This window comes from Sinomicrobium endophyticum (genome assembly GCF_052983315.1).
Map to the genome: position 1 here is coordinate 16,882 of NZ_JBRKIS010000043.1, position 24,738 is coordinate 41,619.

Genomic DNA, 24,738 nt, shown 5'->3' on the forward strand with positions numbered 1-24,738 from the left:
ACTAATTATTAAAACTTTAGCCCCGGAACTGTACTTTATAAAGATAAAAACAACCGGTACGCGAACAAGTGTTTTAACAAAACTTTACCAAACAAAAACTTGTGCAGGAATAAAAAATACTTTTATATTTGTACCTACAAATGTTGTATGGACAATGAAAATTGAAGAAGTCATTAAAACGCAAAATATGCAAAACCATACCAGGACAGTGATAAACCTGGTGTATACGGCGAACGAAATAAGCAATAAGATCTCCGACGCGATCAAGCCTTTTGATATTTCCATGCCACAATTTAATGTCTTGCGTATACTGAAAGGCCAAAAAGGTCAGCCTGCAAACCTGTATACCATACAAGAACGGATGATTGCCAAAATGAGCAATACCACCCGTATCGTAGACAAGCTGATCGACAAAGACCTGGTAAAAAGAGTTCAGTGCCCGCAAAACCGGAGAAAAGTTGAAATTCACATAACCCAAAACGGCATAGACCTGCTGGAAGAAGTGAATGTTGCCGTTGCCACCGCAGAAAAAGAAATTGTAAACAAGCTGGATAAAGAGCAACTGGATACCCTGAACCAGATACTCGATACCTTGCGAAGTTAAACCAATGTTGAACTAAATATAATTGAATTTAATATGAGTACTATTATCGAATCCCTGAACTGGAGATACGCCACCAAAAAATTTGACCCGTCAGCAAAAATCTCTGCCGAAGACCTCGGCACCCTTAAGGAAGCTATCCGTTTATCGGCTTCTTCTTATGGTATGCAACCTTACCAGGTTTTTATCATAGAAGACCCGGAAATCCGTAAACAATTGAAAGAAGTATCCTGGGGACAACCTCAGATCACAGACGCTTCTCACCTCATCGTATTTGCCAGCAAGACCGATGTTACCGCCGGGGATACCGAAGCTTATATGAATAACATCAGTAAGACGAGAAGCATTCCTGTAGAGAACCTCTCCGGTTTCAAGGATATGATAAACAATACTGTTGTACAACTACCACAGGAGATAAAAAGCGCCTGGGCTGCCAAGCAGGCATATATAGCGCTTGGAAATTTTCTGGCCGCCGCCGCACAACTTAAAATAGACGCCTGTCCCATGGAAGGATTTGATGCCGAAGGATACAACAAAATACTCGGACTTACCGAAAAAGGGCTCCATGCCACAGTCATTGCCACTATAGGCTATCGTTCTTCCGAAGATGAAATGCAGCACCTGCCCAAAGTAAGAAAACCGTCGGAAGAATTATTTACCTCTATATAATTATCAATACAAAATTCAAAAAAACAAATTTCTGAAAAACATGAAAAATAAATTTGCAAAAGCAGCATTGACCCTGGTCGTGGCCTTAGGAGCCACCGCATTTACCACCATGGATAAAGAAGAGAAAAAGGTAGATGTAACCACCAGTAAAGTTACCTGGAAAGGTTATAAAGTAACCGGGTCGCACGAAGGGGTAATAAACCTGAAAGAAGGTTCTTTAGTTTTCGAAGGGGATAAACTTACCGGGGGACAATTCGTAGTAGATATGACTTCCCTTACCAGCACCGATCTTGAAGGAGATTCCCGGGGCAAACTGGATGGTCATCTGAAATCCGACGATTTTTTCGGGGTGGAAACACATCCGACTTCCAATCTGGTGATTACTAAAGTAAAGGCTACGGGCAAAAATGCCTATGAAGTTACCGGTGATCTAACTATTAAGGGAAAAACGCATCCCGTAAATTTTGATCTTTCCATATATGGCAACAAGGCCACCGGAGCATTGAAAGTAGACAGGACCAAATACGGTATAGAGTTCAACTCGGGAAATTTCTTCCAAAACCTAGGAGACAAAGTGATCTATGACGAATTCGATCTCGTCGTGGACCTGAACTTCTAATCGGACCGGGAAAAAATAGCTATAATTGAAAATCCGGGCTCCTTCTACAAAAAGGGGCCCTTTTTTAAGGATACACAAAAAAAATGTTATAAAAGCATTTTACGACTTGCAATTTTCATTTTCCTTTCTATATTTGTAACCAGATAAAAGAGAAATGCATATTATTTTAAACAATACCTGGTGGTGGAGCAACTTACGTCAGAACGTCGTGAGCTAGACCCCTGTGAAGTATTTTTAAAATCAAAATACAGAAGGCTTGTCAATCACGACAGGCCTTTTTTGTTTTCCGGACCTTTTAATTTCAAAATATAATGATACATCTGACCACAAATTACAAACAGATACTCGCAGATACCATAACCCCGGTAAGCGTTTACCTTAAAATACGCGACAGGTATCCCGCCAGCCTGTTGCTGGAAAGCAGCGATTATCACGCGAACAACAACAGCTTTTCCTATATATGCTGCAACCCTATTGCAAGCATCGAGATAAAAAAAGGGGCCATCACGGAATCATATCCGGACGGGACTACAACACAGACTCCCATAGAGCAGAGCACCGATGTACCCCTGGCCATACACAATTTCGCCAGGGCCTTTAAATCCAAAGACAACGGTTTTAAGTTCATCAACAAAGGCCTGTTCGGCTATATAGCCTATGACGGTGTACGATACTTTGAGGATATTGAGATATCGGAAAAGGAAGAAACTCTGGACATTCCGGATATTTATTATGCCGTATATCAAAACATTATCGTCATCAACCACTTCAAAAACGAAGCCTATATCTTCTGTCACAGCGCCGATGGCACCAACAATATTCCCGAAATAGAACAATTACTGCAATCCAAAAATTTCGCCACGTACAACTTTACCAAAGTAGGTGATGCAGTTTCCAACCTAACGGATGAAGAATATAAAAAGAGTGTGGAACATGCCAAAAAGCATTGCTACAGAGGGGATGTATTTCAACTGGTACTGTCCAAAAGATTCTCCCAGGAATTTAAAGGGGACGAATTCAACGTATATCGTGCACTCCGAAGTATAAACCCCTCCCCCTACCTCTTTTTCTTTGATTACGGAAACTTTAAGATATTCGGTTCCTCTCCCGAAGCCCAACTGGTGGTAAAGAACAGGAAAGCGGAAATTCACCCCATAGCCGGCACCTTTCGCCGTACCGGAAATGACGAGCAGGATACTGTCCTGGCCAGACAACTTGCCGAAGATGCCAAAGAAAATGCCGAACACGTTATGCTCGTCGATCTGGCGAGGAACGACCTCAGCAGGCACGGCCACGAAGTCCGGGTAGAGACATACCGGGAAGTACAGTTCTTTTCTCATGTAATTCACCTGGTATCCAAAGTCACCGGAAAATTACACGAACACGCATCGACCATGCAGGTAGTTGCCGATACCTTTCCGGCAGGAACCCTCAGCGGGGCACCCAAACACATGGCCATGCAACTCATAGACAAGTATGAGAACTGCAACCGAAATTTTTACGGGGGTGCCATAGGTTTTATGGATTTTGAAGGGAATTTCAACCATGCCATAATGATACGGACTTTTCTCAGCAAGAACCACCGGTTGCATTACCAGGCCGGTGCCGGAGTGGTATCCGAATCCATTGCCGAAAGTGAGTTACAGGAGGTATATAACAAACTCGGAGCACTCAATAAAGCCATGGACCTGGCCGAAAGTATTTAACCCGGACTTATTAATAAGAATACAAAACCGATGAAAACACAAAAAATACTGGTTATAGATAATTACGACAGTTTTACATATAACCTCGTGCACTACCTCGAAGACCTGGGCTGCGAAGTTACCGTAAAGCGAAACGACCAGCTCGAACTGGAAGAAGCGGCAGCATTTGACAAAATACTGCTCTCTCCCGGGCCCGGAATTCCAGATGAAGCCGGACTCTTAAAGGCTATCATAAAAAAATATGCCCCTACCAAAAGTATCCTGGGTGTATGTCTCGGACAACAGGCCATAGGCGAAGTGTTCGGCGGAAAGATCATCAACCTGGACAAAGTATACCACGGTGTGGCCACTAAGGTAAAAATAATCGTTAAGGACGAGCCGCTCTTCGAAGGTCTGGAACAGGAAATTGAAGTAGGGCGTTACCACTCCTGGGTCGTAGACCCCGAGCTTCCCGCATCGCTCGAAGCTACATCTTTTGATGAAAACGGACAGGTAATGTCTCTTCGCCACCGGGAATATGACGTAAAAGGCGTACAGTACCACCCCGAATCGGTACTCACTCCGGACGGAAAAAGGATACTCAAAAACTGGCTGAAATCAACCCCATAAAAAGAAGCTTTGCTTCCCTTAACTAACACGTAAGGTGTACAGCCGTACACCTCAACTAACGCAAAGGCGGCTTGTACGCCTCAACTAAAAAACTTTCAAAATGAAAGAAATACTCAACAGGCTTATAAACCACGAAACCATCTCCAAGGAGGAGGCCAGGAACGTCCTGGTCAATATTTCCAAAGGATCGTACAACACCAGCCAGATCGCCGCTTTCCTCACCGTATATATGATGCGGAGCATCACCGTTGAAGAACTGGAAGGCTTCCGCGACGCCCTTCTCGACCTTTGTATTGCAGTTGATCTTAACGGTTACGAAGCCATTGATCTCTGCGGTACCGGGGGCGATGGTAAAGACACTTTCAATATTTCCACGCTGGCATCATTTATAACCGCGGGTGCCGGGATCCCCGTTACAAAGCACGGTAACTACGGGGTTTCCTCCAAATGTGGCTCCAGCAATGTGATGGAGTTTCTGGGGATTAAATTTTCCAATGATCCGGACTTCCTGAAACGGTCTATCGGGGAAGCGAATATATGCGTATTACATGCTCCCCTGTTCCACCCTGCCATGAAAAACGTAGGCCCTATCCGAAAAGAACTTGCGGTAAAAACCTTTTTCAATATGCTGGGACCAATGGTAAACCCGGCCTTTCCGAAAAACCAGATGGTAGGCGTATTTAACCTGGAGCTGGCCCGTATGTACGGATATCTTTATCAGAACACAGATAAAAATTATACCATACTCCACGCCCTCGACGGCTATGACGAGCTTTCCCTTACCGGTCCGGCAAAAGCTATTCGCAACCAATCGGAACAAATGCTGATCCCGGCCGATTTCGGTACGGAACTATTGGCCCCGGAAGCTATCAAGGGTGGGGAAACCATAGAAGACTCCGCTGCCATTTTTATGAATGTCATAAGCGGAAAAGGAACAGAAGCCCAAAACAATGTCGTATGTGCCAATGCGGGAATGGCCATCGCCACCGTAAATAACCTGCAACCGAAAGAAGGATTTGAAATAGCCAAAGAAAGCCTGTCCTCCGGTAAAGCACTAAACGCTCTTAAGAAATTACAGGAGATCAGTCGGTGACGATTTTCTGTGCAAAAAATATTAATTAACATCTAAAACACAATCACATGTCTAACATTTTAGACAAGATAATAGCCGATAAGCGCAAAGAGGTCGCGCTTAAAAAAAGTGTTGTTCCGGTTTCCCAACTGGAATCTTCCGCACTCTTTGATCGCGATACGGTTTCCCTGGCATACAATCTGAAAAACAGTAACACGGGTATTATAGCCGAACATAAAAGACGTTCCCCTTCCCGGTCTGTCATTAATCAAAGCCTGAGTGTTGCCGATGTGGCCAGCGGATACGAAAAGGCAGGCGCCTGCGGTATGTCGGTACTCACCGACGGCAAGTATTTCGGGGGTTCTCTGGAGGATTTATTACAGGCCAGGGCCGTTGCAAAATTCCCCCTGCTCCGTAAGGAATTCATCATCGACGAATATCAGCTTCTCGAAGCCAAAGCACACGGGGCGGATGTCATACTCCTCATTGCAGCAGTGTTATCTCGAAATGAAATAAAAAACCTCTCCGAATTTGCCAAAAGCCTGAGCCTGGACGTTCTCCTCGAAGTACACAATGAAGAAGAGTTGCACAAATCGCTCATGCCCAGCCTGGATATGCTCGGTGTGAATAACCGCAACCTGAAAACCTTTGAAGTAAGTATCGATACCAGCAAACAACTCTCCGGCATTATTCCCGATGATTTCGTAAAAGTATCCGAGAGTGGTATCAGCGACCCGGAAACGATTAAAGACCTGCAACAATTCGGCTATAAAGGTTTCCTGGTAGGAGAAAACTTTATGAAAACCGAAAACCCGGGACAAAGTGCGGAAGCATTTATCGGAAAACTGAAAAACTAAATGGCAGAAAACCTTCAACATACCGGTTACAACATTCCGAAACTAAAGGTTTGCGGCATGAAACACCCGGAAAATATCCGGGCGGTTGCAACCCTGCATCCCGATTACCTGGGGTTTATCTTTTACGATAAATCTCCCCGGTATTTTAAAGGGGAAATACCGGATCTTCCGGCAGAAATACGAAAAACCGGGGTGTTTGTAAACTCTTCCGTTGCGGAAATTATCGGAAAAGTCAATCAATATCATTTACAGGCAGTGCAATTACACGGCGGGGAACCGGCAGAATTTTGCGGGGAACTCCGGCATGCTCTACCCGGTATGGAAATCATCAAAGTGTTTTCCGTAAAGGATGAATTCGATTTCGGACAACTCCTTCCTTTTGAGAGCACGGCAGATTATTTCCTTTTCGACACCAAGGGAAAACAGCCGGGAGGAAATGGTTATACGTTTGACTGGAGACTTCTCAAAGATTATCCGTCCGGAAAACCATATTTTCTGAGTGGCGGAATAGGCCTGGAAGAAGTGCATAAAATCCTGGATTTCCTCAATAATCCGGAATATCGTAGGGTATCTTCCCTCTGTCATGCTATTGATGTGAACAGCAGGTTTGAAACGGAACCCGGATACAAAAACACGGAAAAATTAAAAGAATTTAAATCGAAAATACTATGTCAACACCAGTAACAACTTCTTCTCCCATCGGGGGAACCGCAGGTTCGGGCTCTTATCATGTAAGTGAGAGGGGCTATTATGGTGAATTCGGCGGGGCATTTATCCCGGAAATGCTCTATCCCAACGTAGAGCAACTCCGCCAAGAGTACCTGGAAGTAATGAGTGACCCTTCATTTAAGGAAGAGTTTAACCAGCTTCTGAAGGATTACGTAGGACGCCCTTCTCCCCTTTATTTCGCCAAACGGATGTCTGAAAAATACGGCACCAGGATTTACCTGAAACGGGAAGACCTCAATCACACCGGGGCTCATAAGATCAACAATACCATAGGCCAGATATTAATGGCCAGACGTCTCGGCAAAACCAGGATCATCGCAGAGACCGGGGCCGGACAACACGGGGTTGCAACAGCTACCGTATGCGCCCTTACAGGTATGGAATGTATAGTGTATATGGGCGAAATAGACATCGCGCGCCAGGCACCGAATGTAGCCCGTATGAAAATGCTCGGGGCCGAAGTACGCCCCGCACTTTCCGGAAGCCGCACCCTGAAAGATGCCACCAACGAAGCTATCCGCGACTGGATAAACAACCCGGTAGACACACATTATATTATAGGATCGGCCATAGGTCCGCATCCGTACCCGGATATGGTAACCCGTTTTCAAAGTATTATTTCCGAAGAGATCAAAACACAGCTTAAGGAAAAAGAAGGACGGGAAAATCCGGATTATGTGGTGGCCTGTATTGGAGGCGGCAGTAACGCTGCCGGTACTTTTTACCATTTCCTGGACGAAGAAGAAGTAGGTATTATTGCTGTGGAAGCTGCCGGTAAGGGTGTCGATTCCGGCGAAAGTGCCGCAACTTCCGTTTTAGGGCACAAAGGAATTATTCACGGGTGCAAAACCCTGCTCATGCAGACCGATGACGGGCAAATTACAGAACCCTACTCCATTTCCGCCGGACTGGACTACCCGGGCGTAGGGCCTATGCATTCACACCTTTACACTTCGGGAAGAGCAACCTTTAAATCCGTCACCGACGATGAAGCCATGAAGGCCGGAATGGAATTATGCAAACTGGAAGGTATAATCCCTGCCATAGAATCCAGTCACGCTCTTGCCATTTTCGAAAACACAAAATTCGGGAAAGACGATGTGGTGGTGGTAGCCCTGTCCGGAAGAGGAGACAAAGATCTCAATACTTATATCGACCATTTCGGTTTATAAGTCCCTTTTAAAAATGCAGATAACTAATCAGAAAAAACATGACGACAAACAGGATACATCAAAAACTACGGGAAGATAAAAAAGTCCTGTCCATATATTTTACCGCGGGTTATCCCGGTGTTGAAGATACCGTCCCCATTATAAAAAATCTTCAGGAAAGCGGAGTGGACATGATAGAAATAGGTCTCCCTTTCAGCGATCCGCTTGCCGACGGCCCCACAATACAGGAAAGCTCCACCAAAGCACTGAAAAACGGTATGACCACAGCCAGGCTTTTCGAACAACTGGAAGGTATTCGGGAAACCGTGCACATCCCCCTTATTATCATGGGATACTTCAATCCTATAATGCAATACGGGGTAGAAAATTTCTGTTCGAAATGTGCGGAAATAGGGATAGACGGACTGATCATTCCCGATCTTCCGGTAGACGTCTATGAAGAAGAATACAAAGGGTTGTTTGAAAAGTATGGCCTGGCCAATGTATTCCTCATTACTCCACAAACCCCGGATGAACGTATTCGTTTTATCGATTCGGTTTCGGAAGGCTTTATCTATATGGTGAGTTCTGCGAGTGTAACCGGGGCAAAGAATACTTTCGGGGATATCCAGAAGCAGTATTTCGAACGCATTCACAACCTCCGGTTAAAAAACCCGCAGATCGTAGGTTTTGGTATCAGCAATGAAGAGACATTCCGGACTGCTACCAAACTGGCCAAAGGAGCAATTATCGGTTCCGCATTTATAAAATTCCTGAATGACAAGGGAAAAGACCATATTGCGGAATTTGTAAATTCTATCCGGTAGCAAATCGAAGCAGGGCAAACCAGCCGTTTAATCATAATTTAGTAACTTGTGGCAAAGTTTAACCAAATGATTAAAAAATGGGAAAAGGAGACAAAAAGACGAAAAGAGGTAAAATAATCATGGGGTCTTACGGAAAATTACGCCCCAAACGTCAAAAATTCAAGATCCGTTCTAAACACGTCAAAGGCGAGACTGTCAATTCTGTGGATAAATAACATTGGCAGCAAAGTAATTGAAAAGAGGCGTATCCGGACAGATACGCCTCTTCCATTCAATGCTGTTAATATGCTTTAGCAAACAACACTCTTCTTTTGGAAGGTTTGCCACTGTAAATACACGTTCCGTCTTCCTCTTTTGCATCCAGCGGAATACAACGGATCGTAGCTTTGGTCAGTTCTTTGATCGTATCTTCCGTTTCCGCAATACCGTCCCAATGTGCAGAGAGAAATCCTCCCTTGCTTTCCAGCACTTCTCTGAATTCTTCGAAAGAGTTGACTTCGGTAATATGTGTTGCCCGGTGATCGAGAGCCTTTCGGTATACGCATCGCTGAATATCTTCGAGCAGCTCCTCTATTCTGGCAACCACATCCCCTTCCTTAACGATCTCTTTTTCCAGGGTATCCCGGCGTGCCACTTCAAAAGTACCGTTCTCCATATCGCGCTGACCAATAGCCAGGCGAACAGGCACTCCCTTCAGTTCGTATTCATTAAACTTCCATCCCGGTTTATGCGTATCCCGGTTATCGTATTTTACAGAAATTCTCTTGCCACGTAATTCACGAACAAGAGGTTCCACCTTTTCCGAAATGGCATCCAACTGTTCTTCTCCTTTATATATTGGCACGATTACGACCTGTATAGGCGCAAGTTTTGGAGGTAGTACGAGGCCGTTATCATCGCTATGTGCCATAACCAGGGCACCCATAAGACGGGTGGACACTCCCCAGGAAGTTGCCCATACATAATCCTGTTTTCCTTCTTTATTTGCGAATTTCACATCAAACGCCTTGGCAAAATTCTGTCCCAGGAAATGTGATGTTCCTGCCTGTAATGCTTTACCATCCTGCATCAATGCTTCGATACAATAGGTCTCTATTGCCCCGGCGAAACGCTCGCTTTCGGACTTCACACCTTTAATTACGGGCATTGCCATATAATTTTCGGCAAAATCCGCATAGATATGCATCATTTGTTCCGCTTCCGCTATCGCTTCTTCCCGGGTAGCGTGGGCCGTATGCCCTTCCTGCCATAAAAATTCTGCCGTACGCAAAAACAATCGTGTACGCATTTCCCACCGTACTACATTGGCCCATTGATTTATCAACAAGGGTAAATCGCGATAAGACTGTATCCATTTGCGGTAGGTATCCCAGATAATCGTTTCGGAAGTCGGGCGAACAATAAGTTCTTCTTCCAGTTTGGCATCCGGATCTACGATCACTCCGCTTCCGTCCTCCGCGTTTTTAAGGCGATAATGAGTTACGACGGCACATTCTTTGGCAAAACCTTCTACGTGAGCAGCCTCTTTGCTCAGATAAGATTTCGGTATGAAAAGAGGAAAATAAGCGTTCTGATGCCCCGTTTCCTTGAACATACGGTCCAGTTCCGCCTGCATCTTTTCCCATATGGCAAAGCCATAGGGTTTAATCACCATACATCCCCTTACGCCCGAGTTTTCAGCAAGATCTGCCTTTACCACCAGTTCGTTATACCATTTCGAATAGTCTTCGCTTCGTTTTGTTAAGTTCTTGCCCATTATCAGTAGTTTGGCACAAATATTGCGCTTCTGTTAAAGTAGAGAATAGTTTGGCAAAACTAACTATTTTTGTTATGTTCAACAATAAAATTTTGCAATGATGAATACTTTAAACCATATTAAAAAATTCCGTTTTTTACTGACTGGTGCAGTATCCGGGATTTTTCTCGTCTCCTGCGGATCATATCAGCAGGCTTCCTATTACGATTCCGATGGCATCTATGGTGATGCCACCGATTATAGTCATGCCGAAACTCCGCGGAACACCAGAACGACACAATCTTCATCTTCTTCGAATTACCAGTCTTATTTCGCAAGGCAATCGGAACAATTCGAACAGATGACCAGCAACGATTATATATTTACGGATATCGATTCGTACTCCAGCAATGAAGTAAACGATTCCACAGATATTGTTGCCGATAATTACCATTATGACTACCAGGGCGGATATCCCGGATGGGGCGATAATCCGCAATCTACCTCCGTTAATATTTACAACAACTCCATGGGATGGGGTGGCGGTTGGTATGGTGCCGGATGGGGTGGCTGGGGCGGCCCCGGATGGGGAATGGGATGGTATGACCCCTTCTGGAATATGGGATGGGGTGGTTGGTACGGTCCCGGATGGGGCGGCGGCTGGTATGGTGCCGGCTGGGGACTCGGCTGGAGCTATTGGGGCGGATATCCCGGATGGGGATGGGGCTATAATCGCCCGTATTATCATCCCAGGAGATCCTATGCATATACAAATTCCAGGAGATATTATAACCGGAACAATATAGCCAGTACGAACAGAAGAAATTCCTCTGCTTACCGAAACTCTTCTACAAACAGAAGATCATACCGGAACAGTGCCGATGTAGGCACAAACCGAAGCAGTACCAGCAGAAGGACGTATCGTAACAGTGCCAATGTAGGTACGGACAGAAACAGTACCGGCAGAAGGACATACAGGAACAGTTCTAACGTAGATGCCAACAGAAGCGGCACCAACAGAAGAACATATCGAAACAGCAATTCTACATATAATCGTAGTAATTCTACGCCTACAAGGGCTACACGTTCTTCCTCCACCACAAGGAGATCTTATAGCACACCAGCACGATCTACAAGATCCAGCGGATCATCTATGCGCTCTTCTTCACCGTCGAGGTCTTCCGGAGGAGCCACACGCTCTTCTTCATCCAGAAGTGGCGGCCGTGGAAGAGGCTAGAACATAAAATTTATTCATCATTGCAAACAGGTAAAAAATAATCGTGATACACCCCGATATCATGATTATTTTTTGCCCAAAACAAACATATTGCTCTTTCTTAAAATCGGACTCTCATGAAAAAAATACTGGCAATACTTGTAATCTTTGGTGCCGCAACACAGGCAAAGGCACAAACCATTAACGACGTAGTACGATACGGATCGGAAAATTTACAGGGTACGGCAAGGTACCAATCCATGAGTGGCGCATTCGGCGCCCTTGGGGGAGATCTTTCCGCCTTGAATACCAATCCCGCCGGATCGGCTGTCTTTACCAACGGAAGCCTTACCATTTCCGGTACGAGTTATAACACAAAAAACAAAACCAATTATTTCGGGGGACAGACCTCTACCGATGTTTCCGACTTCGACCTCAACCAGCTTGGAGGCGTATTGGTATTTCACAATACAAAAAACAACGCGGGATGGCGGAAATTTTCCCTTGCTTTTAACTTTGAGAAAGCAAACAACTTCGAAAACGAATTTCTGGCCGCAGGTAATGGCAATACTTCTATAGATGAGTATTTTTTAGCGTTTTCTCAAGGAGTTCCCCTTGGTATTCTAGGTGTCGGATCTAACGAAGTAATAGAAGAGGCATATCTGAATATTTTTTCCGACCCAAACCTCGGGTTTGTTCCCCAACAGGCATTTTTAGGCTATCAGGCATATATAACTGATCCCGTGCAGGATATAAATAGCAATACAGAATATGTCTCCAATGTAAACTATAACACCCTCAATCAACGTTTCCTTCAAAGTACTTCCGGATACAACAATAAATTCACCGTTAACTTTGCAGGACAATACCTGGAAGATTTCTACGTAGGGGCATCGCTCAACTTCCACGATGTTCGATACGAAAAATATACTCAACTGGATGAAGATGGTTATGGCCCCGAGAGTAACCTGGAATACATAAATTTCGACAACCTTCTTCGTACTGATGGAAACGGTTTCTCCTTTTCTTTGGGGGGGATTGCACGTGTAGGGGAAATGGTAAGAGTTGGATTAACATATCAATCCCCCACTTGGTACAGGCTAACGGATGAACTATCGCAACGTATAACTTCAGATCGGGCATTACAAGAAAATCCCGATATAGAATTTATTAACTTTAACCTGGTAAGTGTCTTTCCCGATCACAAAATACAGATCCCGGCCAAATACACCGGTAGTATGGCCGTTGTTTTCGGAAAACAGGGACTCATAAGCCTGGATTACAGTTACCAGGATATGAGTAATGCTAAACTAAAACCCACCTCCAATCCGGATTTTGCCGCAGAAAACGATTATATGAGTGAGGTTCTGCAAGCCACATCTACCGTTCGTTTGGGAGGCGAGTACAGAATACAACAATTCAGCCTGCGTGCCGGTTACCGCTATGAGCAAAGCCCTTACGACAGCGATATGATAGGAGACCTCAACGGTTATTCTTTCGGACTGGGCTATGATTTCGGTGCCGCCAGGCTCGATGCCGCCTTTAACCAGTTTATGAGAGACTATAAGTCCCAATTATACGAAACAGGACTTACCTCTGCTGCAAACATTGATAGCAGAAATACCAACGTAACACTGTCTCTTACATTCAACCTCTAAAAAATACAGCTTTATCCTTCCCGGTATGAATAACACATACGGGAAGGATATTTTTTTTCGTTAAAAGTAGATTAAAGTTATGGAGCCATTGTCATTATCTATACTTCAAAAAATAATTTGTCCTGTATAAATAACTATCTTTGCCTTTCCTTTTGCTTCGGATAAGCGCAGAGGTTTTTAAAAGACAATTTTCTTGCCGTAGTGTGAAGAATGTCCGTCACAAAAATCCTTATATTTGCGACATAGTAGCAAAAAACAAACGAGAATATACAAACAGAGTTATTCGTTTGTTTTCAGGAGAATATAAATTCCGAAACGATGAAAATAGACAAAGCCTTGGAAGAACACTTTGAAGAGATTGGTGATAACCATGTTTCATCATCCGCAGACACGCCTTTGAGGGAAGATGCTTTTGAACTGTCTGACGACGAAAAAATAGAAAAAATAGAACAGGACGTATACAACATTATGGAAACCCTCGGGCTCGACCTTACGGACGACAGCCTCAGAGGCACTCCGAGACGGGTAGCCAAAATGTTTGTAAAGGAGATCTTTGCCGGGCTTCATCCGGAGAGAAAACCCAAAGCCTCCACGTTTCAGAACAAATACAAATACGGCGAAATGCTGGTGGAAAAGAATATCACCGTATACTCTACCTGTGAGCACCATTTGTTACCCATCGTAGGAAGGGCCCATGTGGCATACATCTCCAAAGGAAACGTTATCGGCCTTTCCAAGATGAACCGTATCGTGGATTATTACGCCAAAAGGCCACAGGTACAGGAAAGGATGACCATGCAGATCGTACAGGAACTACAAAGGGCACTTGGCACCAAAGATGTGGCCTGTGTGATAGATGCCAAACACCTGTGTGTGAATTCCAGAGGAATACGCGATATAGAAAGCAGTACGGTAACGGCAGAGTTCGGGGGTAAATTCAAAGACCCGGCCGTCAGGAGAGAATTTCTGGATTACATCAAATTAGAGACCGAATTTTAATTATATCCCAAAATTCAAGTAACCGAGAATGCAACTGTACCAAGATCAAAAACTGAAGATATACAATTCACTTACAGGAAACAAAGAGATATTCGAACCCATCAACGAAAGCCACGTAGGCATGTACGTCTGTGGCCCCACAGTGTATAATTATGTACACCTGGGAAATTGCAGGACTTTTATGTCCTTTGACCTGATCTTCCGCTACCTGAAACATCTCGGTTACAAAGTGCGGTATGTCCGAAATATTACCGATGCCGGTCACCTCGAAAATGATGCGGACGAAGGAGAAGACCGTATTGCCAAAAAAGCTCGCCTGGAACAGATCGAGCCGATGGAAGTCGTGCAGCGCTACACCGTAGATTTTCACAACACACTCAACCGTTTCAACAATCTCCCGCCCAGTATAGAGCCTACGGCCACCGGGCATATCATTGAGCAAATAGATATTATCCGGGAAATCCTGGATAAAGGCTTTGCCTATGAAGTTAACGGATCGGTATATTTTGATGTTATTAAATTCAACAAAAGTACCAAATACGGAAAGTTGAGCGGACGGAATATCGAAGACCTCATCCACAATACCCGCGAACTGGACGGCCAGAGCGACAAGAAAAACCCACAGGATTTCGCCTTATGGAAAAAAGCGGAACCCCAGCACATTATGCGCTGGCCCTCCCCGTGGAGCGATGGGTTCCCCGGATGGCACCTGGAGTGTACTGCTATGAGTACCAAATATCTCGGGGAAAAATTCGATATTCACGGTGGTGGTATGGACCTGAAGTTCCCGCATCACGAATGTGAAATAGCACAGGCCGAAGCCTGCAACGGGCACTCCCCCGTCAATTACTGGATGCACGCCAATATGCTTACCCTGAACGGTAAAAAAATGGCCAAATCTACCGGTAACAACATACTTCCCAATGAAATTTTCACCGGGAATAACAACATATTGAATAAACCTTTTTCTCCGGCAGTTGTACGTTTCTTTATATTGCAGGCCCACTATCGTAGTGTATTGGATTTCAGTAACGATGCCCTGGTCGCCTCGGAAAAAGGATTTAACAGGCTTATGGAAGCCGTTCACCTTTTGGAAGAACTTCCCGTTTCTCCCGAAACTTCCGGCATTGATATGGGAACATGGCAACAGAAATGCTACGATGCCATGAACGACGACTTCAACAGTCCGGTACTCATTGCCAATCTGTTCGAGATCGTTAAATTCATCAACCAGGTAAAAGAAGGAAAAGCCGGAATATCGGAAGACGACCTGACGTCACTTAAAAGCACTGTCCACGCTTTTATTTTTGATGTCCTCGGACTGGTTGACGTAACGGTTTCCGAGGAAAACGGAGCGGATAAACTTTCGGGTGTAGTAGAACTACTTATTAACCTCCGGGCCGAAGCCAGGGCGAATAAAGACTTTGCCACATCCGATAAAATAAGAGATGAGCTGGCCGCTATGGGAATACAGTTAAAAGACGGGAAAGAAGGGACCACCTTCTCCGTCTCCCGATACTCTTGATTTTCAGAAATCCGTATACACATGAAATTTTTACTGAAAATACTCGCTTATCCGTTTATCTTTTTAGTAAAAACATACCAGTACCTGATCTCTCCTTTAACTCCTGCCACTTGCAGGTACACTCCCACCTGTTCGCATTACACGGTAGAAGCCCTGCAAAAGCACGGCCTGATAAAAGGTGGGAAACTCGCGATAAAAAGGATATTCAGTTGTCATCCCTGGGGAGGTTCCGGCTATGACCCTGTTCCGGAAAAAGAGGACAAAATTCACTGATTACAAAACGATTTAAAAAACACACAACTGCCAGATCGGGCCCTTTGGAAAATTCCCGGCAACCGGCTTTTTCCACATTACTCGTTTTGCGTATTTAAACAGAAAAGAGAAACGAAAAGCTTCATTTCTCTTTTACCGTTGTCCCTGAGAACATAATTTGCCTTTGAATCTTTTTAGCCCCTTACTTTATACTCTCCCGGTTTGGTCCGCACTACCTGTTGAATACGGTTCCAGGTATTGATCTGGGCTATCGCCAGGGTAAGAAGAGATATTTCCTGTTTATTGAAAAAGCGTTGCATGTTTTCAAACAGGGCATCATCAATATGCTGGTGTGGCAAATCCGTAAGCGCTTCGGCAAATTCCAGTGCAGCGCGTTCCTTTTCCGAATAATACGGACATTCCCTCCACGCAGCGATGGAATACAGCCGCAAAGGCTCCTCCCCGAGATGCAACGCTTCCTTGTAGTGCATATCCAGGCAGTAAGCACAGTGGTTTAATTGCGATACCCGGTATTTCAATAATTCCACTAACCGCAGGTCCAGTCCGCTTTGGTGTATATAACTCTCCACCTCTACCAATACCTGGTACATTCCTTTGGGTAATTCCCCATAGCTGATTCTTTCCATGACATTTGTCTTTTAAAAGTTATTTATACTATAGACAAACAAGAAGATAGAAATGTGACATCAGGAATTGATTTTCTGAAGATTTTTTAGTTTATCGGGGTTTCGGACAAAATAAATACTTGCTATTTTCCCTTCTTTCATATCCGGCAACATGCAGCTGATTACTTTGCCTTCCAGGGAATAAAACAAGGCCGGACGGTTGTTGACTTCAGAAATGGCAATAGTGACCTCCGGTACATTTTCGTAGAATTTTTTAAATATTCCCAGGAGAAACTTCGAAGTATTCTTTACGCCCGATACCACATTTACAGCTGCGGAAACTTTACCTCCGCCATCCGAGGTTATATGGATATCCTTGTGCAGCAGTGCTTCCAGATCTGCCATTTCACTGTTTTGTATAGCAAAAAGTAATTGTTCCAGTTGCCCGGAATCAGCCATATCCTTCTCCGGAAAAGTTTCTTCTTCCCGGAGTTTGTCTTTACTGCGCCGAAAAAGTTGCCTGGAATTATCCGGAGAAATATCCAGTGTTTCGGCAATCTCCCCATGGGAGTAATTATAAGCTTCCTTCAGAATAAACACCCCTCTCTCTTTTGGGGTCAGCTTTTCCAGCAAAACCATCAGGGAATACAACAATATCTCCTGTCGTTCCAGAAATATATCTGCCCGATCCGTAGCTACCGGCTCCGGCAACCAGTTTCCCGGATAGTCTTTCCGAAATTTATGTTGTCGCTTTTTTACATTAATAGCGTGATTAATTACCGAACGAACGAGGTATGCCTTCGGATTCTCCGTATTTTCAACTGGCTTTTCAAGCTGCTTAAGCAACACATCCTGTACCACATCTTTCGCATCTTCGTACGAACCGAGAATATTATAGGCGTATGTTTCCAATAAAGGCCTGAAAGTTTCCATTGTCATCTTATACGGATTGAGGTCTGATATATCCGGACAATCCGGTAAAACCAGACGTGACATTATTTTTGTTAAGATAATACATTTAATTTAGTTTTTCGTTTGTATTCATTTCGCCGTGGTTTCCCTATATTTACACCTACAAAATAAAAAACCATGCATTTTTTAAGTATAAACTGGAATCCGAGCGAAGGTATTGATCTCGGTTTTTTTATGCTGCGATTTTACAGCCTGATGTTCGTAGTCGCCTTTGTTTTCGGGTGGTTCCTGATGAAAAAAATATACCTTCGGGAAGGTCTTACCGTAAAAGAACTGGACTCTTTGTTCATCTATACCGTCCTCGCTACTCTCATCGGAGCCAGGTTGGGACATTTCCTCTTTTACGAACCGGAAATGTTTGTCAAAGACCCGCTTCATATATTTCTCCCGGTGGAGTTCAGCCCTAAATTCCGTATCGTAGGCTTCCGGGGACTGGCAAGTCACGGCGCTGCTATAGGTATTATTATTGCCATGTATTATTACAGTAAAAAAATTATTCACAAACCTATTCTATGGATACTGGACCGTGTGGTTATTCCGGTTGCTTTCGGCGGGGTTTTTGTGCGTATCGGGAATTTTATGAACTCCGAAATTATAGGTAAACCCACAAACAGTGATTACGGAGTGGTTTTCCAGAAACTCGGGGAAACATTTCCGCGCCACCCTTCCCAGTTATATGAAGCTGGTGGCTACATCATCGTATTCCTGATACTCTGGTATATTTACTGGAAAACAAACAAGAGAAAGAATCTCGGTTATATATTCGGGTTGTTCCTTATACTTCTCTGGGCCGTTCGGTTTATTGTAGAGTTCTTTAAAGAAAACCAGGTTGCTTTTGAAGATCAGCTTTCCCTGAACATGGGGCAATGGCTGAGTATACCGTTTATCCTGATAGGCTTCTATCTCATATACCGGAGCAAGAGTAACAACCCGGTTAAGCCATAAATACAATACAAAAAATCATGTATAAAATACCCGTATCCACACTACTGCTCGCAGGCCTGACCCTTTTTTCCTGTAAAAACGAAAAGCAGCACAATACGGTAAAAACGCAGGAAATAAGTTTTACCAAAGACGCCGATCTGCAATTATACAAAGCGGACAGCACCCTGGTAAAAAAGCTTGAAATAGAGATCGCAGACGATGAATATAAAATCCAAACGGGCCTCATGTATCGCACTTCGATGAAGGAAAACAGGGGGATGCTGTTTATTTTTGAAGACGAAGAGCCCCGTTATTTCTACATGAAAAACACTAATATTCCCCTGGATATCATCTATCTGGATTCCGATAAAAAAATAGTGAGTATCCGGGCCAATGCCGAACCTTTAAACGAAGAATCGGTTCCTTCCGGGAACCCTGCGCAATATGTACTGGAAATCAACGCCGGACTCGCCGAAAAATGGGGGTTACAGGTCGGGGATTATATGGATTTCACCAGGTAATCAGGCTACAAAAACGCAAACAATTTGTGTATATCCTCCATGTTATTGTAAATATGTGGCGCGACCCGCATATTATCTCCCCGGAAACTGACATGGATTTTATGACCGGACAATTCGCTTTTCAGCGACAGGAGTTTCTCTCCGGGAATCCTGACTCCTATCATATGCCCTACCCGATCGTTTTTTTTCACGGTTTCATATCCGGATTCGACCGCTCTCCTCTCTATTTCATCGGTCAGTAAAGATACCGTATCCCGGATATTTTCCACACCCCAGTCCAGTATCTGAGTAAGCGCCGAAACTGCCATCGAAATCTGGATAGTGCTGGAAAACTCCCCGAAATCAAATCTTCTTGCTCCCGGCCTGTAGGTATCCTTATAATCCACCAGCCCGGCAAAATTTTCACTTTCCTTTTTATTCAGCCAGGAGAATTCGATAGGCCGTCCGATTTCCGTATATTTTTTATCGGCATAAAGATAGCCCAGTCCATATGGCCCGAGAAGCCATTTATAGCCTACCGTCACCAGGAAATCCGGCTTTATTTTAGCAACATCCAACGGATAGGCTCCTATCGACTGGCTCCCGTCCACCACCAGTTTGGCGCCTACCGACCTGGCTTTAATGCCAATTTGTTCCAGGTCCAGTACCGCTCCGTCCGTCCAATGGCAGTTGGGGACGGCGACAAGACATGTGCTGCCGCCTATTTTTTCGAGTACTGCCCCGGTCCATGTCTGTCCCGGAAGTTTTTTCACGGTAACGATCTCCGCTCCCGATCGTTTCGCAAGTTCTTTCCAGGCATAGATATTAGATGGATATTGCTGTTCCAGCACCACCATTTCCTGACCCGGTTCCGGAAATATGTTATTTGCGGCAGTGGCAATACCATAACTGGCTGAGGGTACCAGTGCCACCTGTTCCTTCTCCGTATTAACAATACGGGCAAACAAGGCTCTGAGTTCTTCCGCAGGAGAAAACCAGTCTTCCGCTTTTAGCTCCCACGGTTTTTTTCGCAGCTGTAGCCCGTCCATCCCGGCTTGCTCAACACTGTGCAACAACGGGGACATATATGAACAGTTCAGATAGGTAATTCCTTCGGGAAGATGAAAAAAATCTTTTTTATTTTCTAATATCACGGTTAAAGAATTTCTGTGTTGTTTTAGCCGAATTCAATGTACTTCATAACCATATCCGGTTGAAGGATAAGGTTTAGCATGGAGAATAATATACATGCACAACAATAATTTTGAAAATTTACAGGAGAACACTTAAACATTCCTTAGGTCAGTTCAGCCGGTATACTACGACTCTATCCCATAAAATTAAGCATATAAACCGGATAATAACAAGATTTTATTCCGGATTTTCACTTTCTTTTTCCCTTGTCTCAATAAGGCCCTCCCGAATGCGGAAAAACATAATTAAATCCGAATTGTATAGACGCGTAATGTGTTTTTGCCAGGTCGAACAGTCCGGGAATGTTATCCGCCAGCAGGTAAAAGTGAACGTTTTTCATATAAGCGGACAACCCGGCCCCTATATTGGTCTGTGAAAATTTATCGGCGGTATAGGTAACTTTTACTTCCAGGGATTTCGTTAATTTTCTTCCGAAAAACCCGGTTATGGAAGGCAAAGGCCCCTTGGGGCGGTTTATGATAAAAAGCTGTGCCCCTACGGTATTGATATAATTTTCATAGTCCGTCAGGTAATAGCGCTTTTTATTTTTGCGTATACCGAAAGAATAACGAACGGACCCGTTCAGTTTCCACGGCCGCATAAGTGTATATTTATTGTGCAGCGTGTCATAAGGCAATTGTTCTTCTATATCATCGCGAAGGTCCTGCCAGTAATCACGGACTTCTCCGGAATCGTCAATAATGGAAGGAAAAACCAGTTCTATACCTTCCAGTTCATAACTTCCCTTAAGGCTATAGGATTCCACATCCTCCGTATAGCGGATAAATCCGAGATCCTGTAAGCTTCCCGTAACCGTCCACTGCTTATCGGCGTGATACGTAAACCCGAGATCCAGTCCCAATCCCATATTTCCGCTGAACAGGGCACGGCTTCGCAATTCTTTCCATCCGTTTTTTACCTGGTTTCCGTCTTCCTCTATTTCCCTCAGCGAAGCATAGCCCGAAGTGTGTAATACGGCATCCGAAACCACCCGGTGCCTGTAGAAATTCTCTTCTCCCGGTTCGGTGACAAAATAACCCGAATTATTGGTGGAATTAAAATTTATCATTCCGGAATAAAGCTTGGCACGGGCACCTATATACAAACGTTCATTTATCTTTTTGCGCACTCCGAAATGCAATACCGTAAGCATTTCTGCCGAAGCATTAAGCTGTTTAAAATCAAAACGTTTTCCCAGGTAGTCACGGTTCCCTTCATATGCCAGGATAGCCAGGTCCTTCGGCCAGTACACAAAGGCATCCGTTTCCTGGTACATGCCGAAAGAATAGTAATACCGGCCTTTCCAGTTATTTTTAAACCCTACATTGAATATTTCCAGTTGCTGATTGACCATTACGGCATCGCCGGAAGATAAGCGGTATAAAAGATCTCTTACTTTGTCGTTAAAGTTCACTTCGTTATCTGCAAAAAGATCATATACCGAAAAACCATCGGAGCCGAAGCTTGCCCGCACTCCGGACAATAACGGTATTCCCGCATACCAGCGATTATCTACCTCCGCCCCCGGATTCAGCAGCAGGGACTGCGGTATCCCCGTAAAATCATATAATACCGGCTGGTTCTGACCAAAAGCAGAAAAGGAAATTACACTCCAGAAAATTATCCAGTATATTTTCCTCATCCCTCTATATGTAAATAAAAAGTCCCTTTCGACTTTAATTTCACATAAGCCCCTTCATTTCTGTTTCCGAAATACGGTATAGTTATATAAAAGATGATCTGGGTAACATTGGTAAGTTTTTCCATATTCTCTTCTGTATAAATCAATTCCACCCCGGAGCTTTCTTCTTCTCCGTCCGAAGATAGCAGGGACATGGACAATTCTTCTATAACCGTATAATGATCATCCAGTAACTGTATTTCCACAGACAGGGGCTGACTAACGGTGCTTAAAGTTTCAAAATAGAGTTCTGCCTTATCCAGGTTATCTACCGAAAAAGAACTGGAAAACAATTCGATGCGGGTCGTGTCGGAAAGTACCAGCGGATAGGGAAACGGAATGCTGTCCACCACAGGCACGGGAAGTTCGGAATATACCAGGCTGTTCTCTACTACGGGGCTCATTTCAAACTGGTTTACCTGGTCAAAATCCACATCTTTCAGGCAGGATACCATTGTGCTGCAAACGGTCAGTAACAGAAAAACAATGTATATAATACGGGACCTTATCATAAATATTCTTTTATCTCGAGAAGGTCGTGTATTGTAATAACGTCTTTTCCCTCTTTTTCTTTCCGGGTATTGTAATGAATGGCGTGCATTCCTACTTTCATAGCCCCGTGTATATCGGCTTCCAGGTCATCCCCGATCATTACGGCATTTATCGCTTCGATACCTGCCTTGTACAAAGCGTGTTCAAAAATGGCAGGGTCAGGTTTTTTAACTCCTGCCGTTTCGGAGTTGACCACATGTGTAAAATAAGTATGGATTCCCGAATTCAGGAGTTTTTTGTGCTGTACCTTATCAAAGCCATTGGTGATAATATGCAGCCGGTATCCGGACTTCAGGTAAGACAATATTTCCATAGTGTTGTCAAAAAGATGATTGTACTGCGGAAGATAGTGTATATAATCTTCGGATAACCGGTCTATAAAATTGTTTTCTACCTGTGTTCCCAGGGCAAAAAAAGTTTGTTCCAGTCGGCGGCGGCGCAGTTCCAGCTGGTTAATCCTTCCCTCCCTGTATTCTTCCCAACACTTGCGGTTAACCGGTATGTATACCTCCAGAAAATCTCCGAGCGGAATGCCCATACGATGTTTTTCCAGGATCTGTCCGAAAGTCAATGCGGAATTCTTTTCAAAATCCCACAGGGTATGGTCCAGATCAAAGAAGATGTCCGTTACCTTGTCATTTCCTTTCCACTTTTTTTTCATGTACATTGAAATCGTATTTTGATCTTCAAGTCGTTTTTATTTTGCTGCCGATACTTTTTTATTTTCTGCAACATATGCAACCCAACGCATATATACGTCCTTTAAGCTCACCTGTATTTCTTCTGTCCATCTTTCATTGGAAAATACGGTAATAAAATCTCCCCCCACCTGTTGTACCCTGGCGTAAAGTTCCTGCATTTTTTCCATTGCTTTTTCCTCGTTATTAAAAGTTACCAGTGCGGAGTCCTGTATACAAAACGGATTCACCTTCAACGGGAGTTGTATTTCATAACTTATGTCATAAAAATTAAAAGGAGTACAGGTTCCCGCGCGGAATCCCGGAAAGCTGGAATATCCCATAGTATAATCTTCATTAAACCCGGCCTCTACTTCATCTTTAAAAGTATCCGGTATAAGCAGGCGGTTATAGCGGGCTCTCGCCCTTTTTACAGGCCTGTTAATAACATCTATCAGGCGTCTCCGCTCTTTTTTGAGCAAAGCCACATCGCTGACGGCATAATAAGACATCATAAGTGATACAATATGATAATCGGCCACGGACTTGATCAGTGTGCGAAAGGAGCCTTTACTGTATGGTATATTCTTGTCAAATGCCGAATAATCGCCCAACAGGAAGAAAAACAGGGCTTCCGTTCCGTATTTTTTATGCACTTCGATCAATTCCTCGAAATAGTCGTAAGGGTCTTTTTTAAGTCCCAGCAACACCAGGTACCTCTCCAGCACCTTGTGGACCTTAAAAGCGGTTAAGTCTATCACCGTTCCGGCCAGGGTGCGAATAATTCCCTTTTTCCGGTAGGCATAAGCCACTGCAATATCCATCACCGAAATATATCGCGCTTTTCTCTTGCCGAAATTTTCTTCCGGAAACCTCTTTCCAAGGGCTACAGCCAGTTTTCGCACCCAGTAATCGACTACCGGGACCTCCAGAAAACCGTGCTCCCAGGCAAGGCTTTCTTTTGCCGGATATCTTCCGTGCTCATCTTTTACATGTGGCAGGTATTCTTCATACCTGCTCAACAAGTAAAAGCTGGCAGCGAAAATATCGAAAGGGATACTCGCCTTGTCTCCTATGCCAAAAAAGCAGGGGATATCGTCCCATGCCTGCACGTTGATTTCCAGGTTGGTAATTCCCTGTTCAAAAAGGATATCGTGACTACGTATAAAAAACTCATTTTGCAGCGGGTGCCTGGTATAAGTGATCTTAGGGCCCGTATGCGCGATAAAGTCTTCTACTTTGGCTGTTATACCAACTTCCGTCTGAAGCATATTTTTAAAAATATGCTTCATAATATAATTGACCCTCGGGGTGATTTTATGTGTATAGACTAATAGCATTACTATTCTTTCCGTTGGCAATTTACAGCAATGGCGAAAACATGAGA

General features: G+C 44.1%; 26 protein-coding genes. 18 read left to right on the forward strand and 8 right to left on the reverse strand.

All coding sequences use genetic code 11. The features are described from left to right. Positions 1 to 154: 154 nt before the first annotated feature. The 11 genes from ACVBDU_RS16735 (at position 155) to ACVBDU_RS16785 (ending at position 9,055) form a co-directional block, all read left to right on the forward strand. Positions 155 to 604: a MarR family winged helix-turn-helix transcriptional regulator gene (locus tag ACVBDU_RS16735; protein WP_447180870.1), complete on the forward strand. Its 450-nt coding sequence runs from the start codon at positions 155 to 157 to the stop codon at positions 602 to 604. Positions 605 to 637: 33 nt separating this feature from the next. Next, positions 638 to 1,270 carry an NAD(P)H-dependent oxidoreductase gene (locus ACVBDU_RS16740; RefSeq protein ID WP_447180871.1) on the forward strand — a complete coding sequence of 211 codons (633 nt, stop codon included), beginning with the start codon at positions 638 to 640 and terminating at the stop codon, positions 1,268 to 1,270. Between the two features lie 40 nt (positions 1,271 to 1,310). Next, positions 1,311 to 1,889, forward strand: a complete 579-nt coding sequence (locus ACVBDU_RS16745; RefSeq protein ID WP_447180872.1) for a YceI family protein — start codon at positions 1,311 to 1,313, stop codon at positions 1,887 to 1,889. Between the two features lie 311 nt (positions 1,890 to 2,200). Continuing rightward, entirely contained in the window at positions 2,201 to 3,595 is a 1,395-nt protein-coding gene (locus ACVBDU_RS16750) for an anthranilate synthase component I family protein (protein WP_447180873.1), read from the forward strand. 30 nt (positions 3,596 to 3,625) lie between these two features. Continuing rightward, the gene (locus tag ACVBDU_RS16755) at positions 3,626 to 4,204 is read left to right on the forward strand and encodes an anthranilate synthase component II (protein ID WP_447180874.1); all 579 of its coding nucleotides are present in this window, start codon (positions 3,626 to 3,628) and stop codon (positions 4,202 to 4,204) included. A gap of 100 nt (positions 4,205 to 4,304) precedes the next feature. Further along, positions 4,305 to 5,297 (forward strand): anthranilate phosphoribosyltransferase, encoded by a 993-nt coding sequence (gene trpD, locus ACVBDU_RS16760; protein ID WP_447180875.1) that lies wholly within the window; start codon positions 4,305 to 4,307, stop codon positions 5,295 to 5,297. Positions 5,298 to 5,344: 47 nt separating this feature from the next. Then, positions 5,345 to 6,133: an indole-3-glycerol phosphate synthase TrpC gene (trpC, locus tag ACVBDU_RS16765; protein ID WP_447180876.1), complete on the forward strand. Its 789-nt coding sequence runs from the start codon at positions 5,345 to 5,347 to the stop codon at positions 6,131 to 6,133. Further along, positions 6,134 to 6,817 carry a phosphoribosylanthranilate isomerase gene (locus ACVBDU_RS16770; protein WP_447180877.1) on the forward strand — a complete coding sequence of 228 codons (684 nt, stop codon included), beginning with the start codon at positions 6,134 to 6,136 and terminating at the stop codon, positions 6,815 to 6,817. It begins immediately after the preceding gene. Further along, positions 6,802 to 8,034 carry a tryptophan synthase subunit beta gene (gene trpB / locus ACVBDU_RS16775; RefSeq protein ID WP_447180878.1) on the forward strand — a complete coding sequence of 411 codons (1,233 nt, stop codon included), beginning with the start codon at positions 6,802 to 6,804 and terminating at the stop codon, positions 8,032 to 8,034. The genes ACVBDU_RS16770 and trpB overlap by 16 nt, the downstream gene beginning before the upstream one ends. A 38-nt stretch (positions 8,035 to 8,072) precedes the next feature. Then, positions 8,073 to 8,840: a tryptophan synthase subunit alpha gene (trpA, locus tag ACVBDU_RS16780; RefSeq protein WP_447180879.1), complete on the forward strand. Its 768-nt coding sequence runs from the start codon at positions 8,073 to 8,075 to the stop codon at positions 8,838 to 8,840. A 77-nt stretch (positions 8,841 to 8,917) separates the two neighbouring features. After that, positions 8,918 to 9,055: a 30S ribosomal protein THX gene (locus ACVBDU_RS16785; protein WP_447180880.1), complete on the forward strand. Its 138-nt coding sequence runs from the start codon at positions 8,918 to 8,920 to the stop codon at positions 9,053 to 9,055. A 65-nt stretch (positions 9,056 to 9,120) separates the two neighbouring features. Here ACVBDU_RS16785 and proS read toward each other — a convergent pair whose 3' ends face one another. Next, complete coding sequence (gene proS, locus ACVBDU_RS16790) at positions 9,121 to 10,596, reverse strand: proline--tRNA ligase (protein ID WP_447180881.1); 1,476 nt, start codon at positions 10,594 to 10,596, stop codon at positions 9,121 to 9,123. 97 nt (positions 10,597 to 10,693) lie between these two features. Here proS and ACVBDU_RS16795 point away from each other — a divergent pair, with 97 nt between their 5' ends. The 5 genes from ACVBDU_RS16795 to yidD all read left to right on the forward strand — a co-directional run bounded on the left by ACVBDU_RS16795 (position 10,694) and on the right by yidD (position 16,246). Further along, on the forward strand, positions 10,694 to 11,812 hold the full coding sequence (locus tag ACVBDU_RS16795; RefSeq protein ID WP_447180882.1) for a hypothetical protein: 1,119 nt from the start codon (positions 10,694 to 10,696) through the stop codon (positions 11,810 to 11,812). A gap of 116 nt (positions 11,813 to 11,928) precedes the next feature. Then, the gene (locus ACVBDU_RS16800) at positions 11,929 to 13,449 is read left to right on the forward strand and encodes an OmpP1/FadL family transporter (RefSeq protein WP_447180883.1); all 1,521 of its coding nucleotides are present in this window, start codon (positions 11,929 to 11,931) and stop codon (positions 13,447 to 13,449) included. Between the two features lie 318 nt (positions 13,450 to 13,767). Next, positions 13,768 to 14,448 (forward strand): GTP cyclohydrolase I FolE, encoded by a 681-nt coding sequence (gene folE / locus ACVBDU_RS16805; protein ID WP_447180884.1) that lies wholly within the window; start codon positions 13,768 to 13,770, stop codon positions 14,446 to 14,448. A gap of 28 nt (positions 14,449 to 14,476) precedes the next feature. Next, positions 14,477 to 15,973 (forward strand): cysteine--tRNA ligase, encoded by a 1,497-nt coding sequence (cysS, locus tag ACVBDU_RS16810; protein ID WP_447180885.1) that lies wholly within the window; start codon positions 14,477 to 14,479, stop codon positions 15,971 to 15,973. A 21-nt stretch (positions 15,974 to 15,994) separates the two neighbouring features. Beyond that, a complete protein-coding gene (gene yidD / locus ACVBDU_RS16815) occupies positions 15,995 to 16,246 on the forward strand; it encodes a membrane protein insertion efficiency factor YidD (RefSeq protein WP_447180886.1) in 252 nt (83 codons plus the stop codon). 173 nt (positions 16,247 to 16,419) lie between these two features. Here the strand turns inward: yidD and ACVBDU_RS16820 are convergent, their stop codons facing one another. Next, positions 16,420 to 16,872, reverse strand: a complete 453-nt coding sequence (locus ACVBDU_RS16820; protein WP_447180887.1) for a carboxymuconolactone decarboxylase family protein — start codon at positions 16,870 to 16,872, stop codon at positions 16,420 to 16,422. A 60-nt stretch (positions 16,873 to 16,932) separates the two neighbouring features. Then, the gene (locus tag ACVBDU_RS16825; RefSeq protein WP_447180888.1) at positions 16,933 to 17,847 is read right to left on the reverse strand and encodes a sigma-70 family RNA polymerase sigma factor; all 915 of its coding nucleotides are present in this window, start codon (positions 17,845 to 17,847) and stop codon (positions 16,933 to 16,935) included. Positions 17,848 to 17,940: 93 nt separating this feature from the next. Between ACVBDU_RS16825 and lgt the strand changes: the two genes are divergently transcribed. Both lgt and ACVBDU_RS16835 read left to right on the forward strand, forming a co-directional pair. After that, positions 17,941 to 18,768: a prolipoprotein diacylglyceryl transferase gene (lgt, locus tag ACVBDU_RS16830; RefSeq protein ID WP_447180889.1), complete on the forward strand. Its 828-nt coding sequence runs from the start codon at positions 17,941 to 17,943 to the stop codon at positions 18,766 to 18,768. A 17-nt stretch (positions 18,769 to 18,785) separates the two neighbouring features. Then, entirely contained in the window at positions 18,786 to 19,268 is a 483-nt protein-coding gene (locus ACVBDU_RS16835; protein ID WP_447180890.1) for a DUF192 domain-containing protein, read from the forward strand. A gap of 5 nt (positions 19,269 to 19,273) precedes the next feature. On the opposite strand, the gene ACVBDU_RS16840 is transcribed toward ACVBDU_RS16835, so the two are convergent. From ACVBDU_RS16840 to ACVBDU_RS16860, 5 genes are all read right to left on the reverse strand, one after another. Then, positions 19,274 to 20,401, reverse strand: a complete 1,128-nt coding sequence (locus ACVBDU_RS16840) for an aminotransferase class V-fold PLP-dependent enzyme (RefSeq protein ID WP_447180891.1) — start codon at positions 20,399 to 20,401, stop codon at positions 19,274 to 19,276. 251 nt (positions 20,402 to 20,652) lie between these two features. Continuing rightward, positions 20,653 to 22,083, reverse strand: a complete 1,431-nt coding sequence (locus ACVBDU_RS16845) for a DUF5723 family protein (RefSeq protein WP_447180892.1) — start codon at positions 22,081 to 22,083, stop codon at positions 20,653 to 20,655. Beyond that, positions 22,080 to 22,634, reverse strand: coding sequence for a hypothetical protein (locus ACVBDU_RS16850; RefSeq protein ID WP_447180893.1), 555 nt, complete (start codon positions 22,632 to 22,634; stop codon positions 22,080 to 22,082). The genes ACVBDU_RS16845 and ACVBDU_RS16850 overlap by 4 nt, the downstream gene beginning before the upstream one ends. After that, positions 22,631 to 23,341, reverse strand: coding sequence for a YjjG family noncanonical pyrimidine nucleotidase (locus ACVBDU_RS16855; RefSeq protein ID WP_447180894.1), 711 nt, complete (start codon positions 23,339 to 23,341; stop codon positions 22,631 to 22,633). The genes ACVBDU_RS16850 and ACVBDU_RS16855 overlap by 4 nt, the downstream gene beginning before the upstream one ends. 30 nt (positions 23,342 to 23,371) lie before the next feature. Continuing rightward, the gene (locus ACVBDU_RS16860) at positions 23,372 to 24,691 is read right to left on the reverse strand and encodes a polysaccharide deacetylase family protein (protein WP_514372385.1); all 1,320 of its coding nucleotides are present in this window, start codon (positions 24,689 to 24,691) and stop codon (positions 23,372 to 23,374) included. Positions 24,692 to 24,738 lie beyond the last annotated feature (47 nt).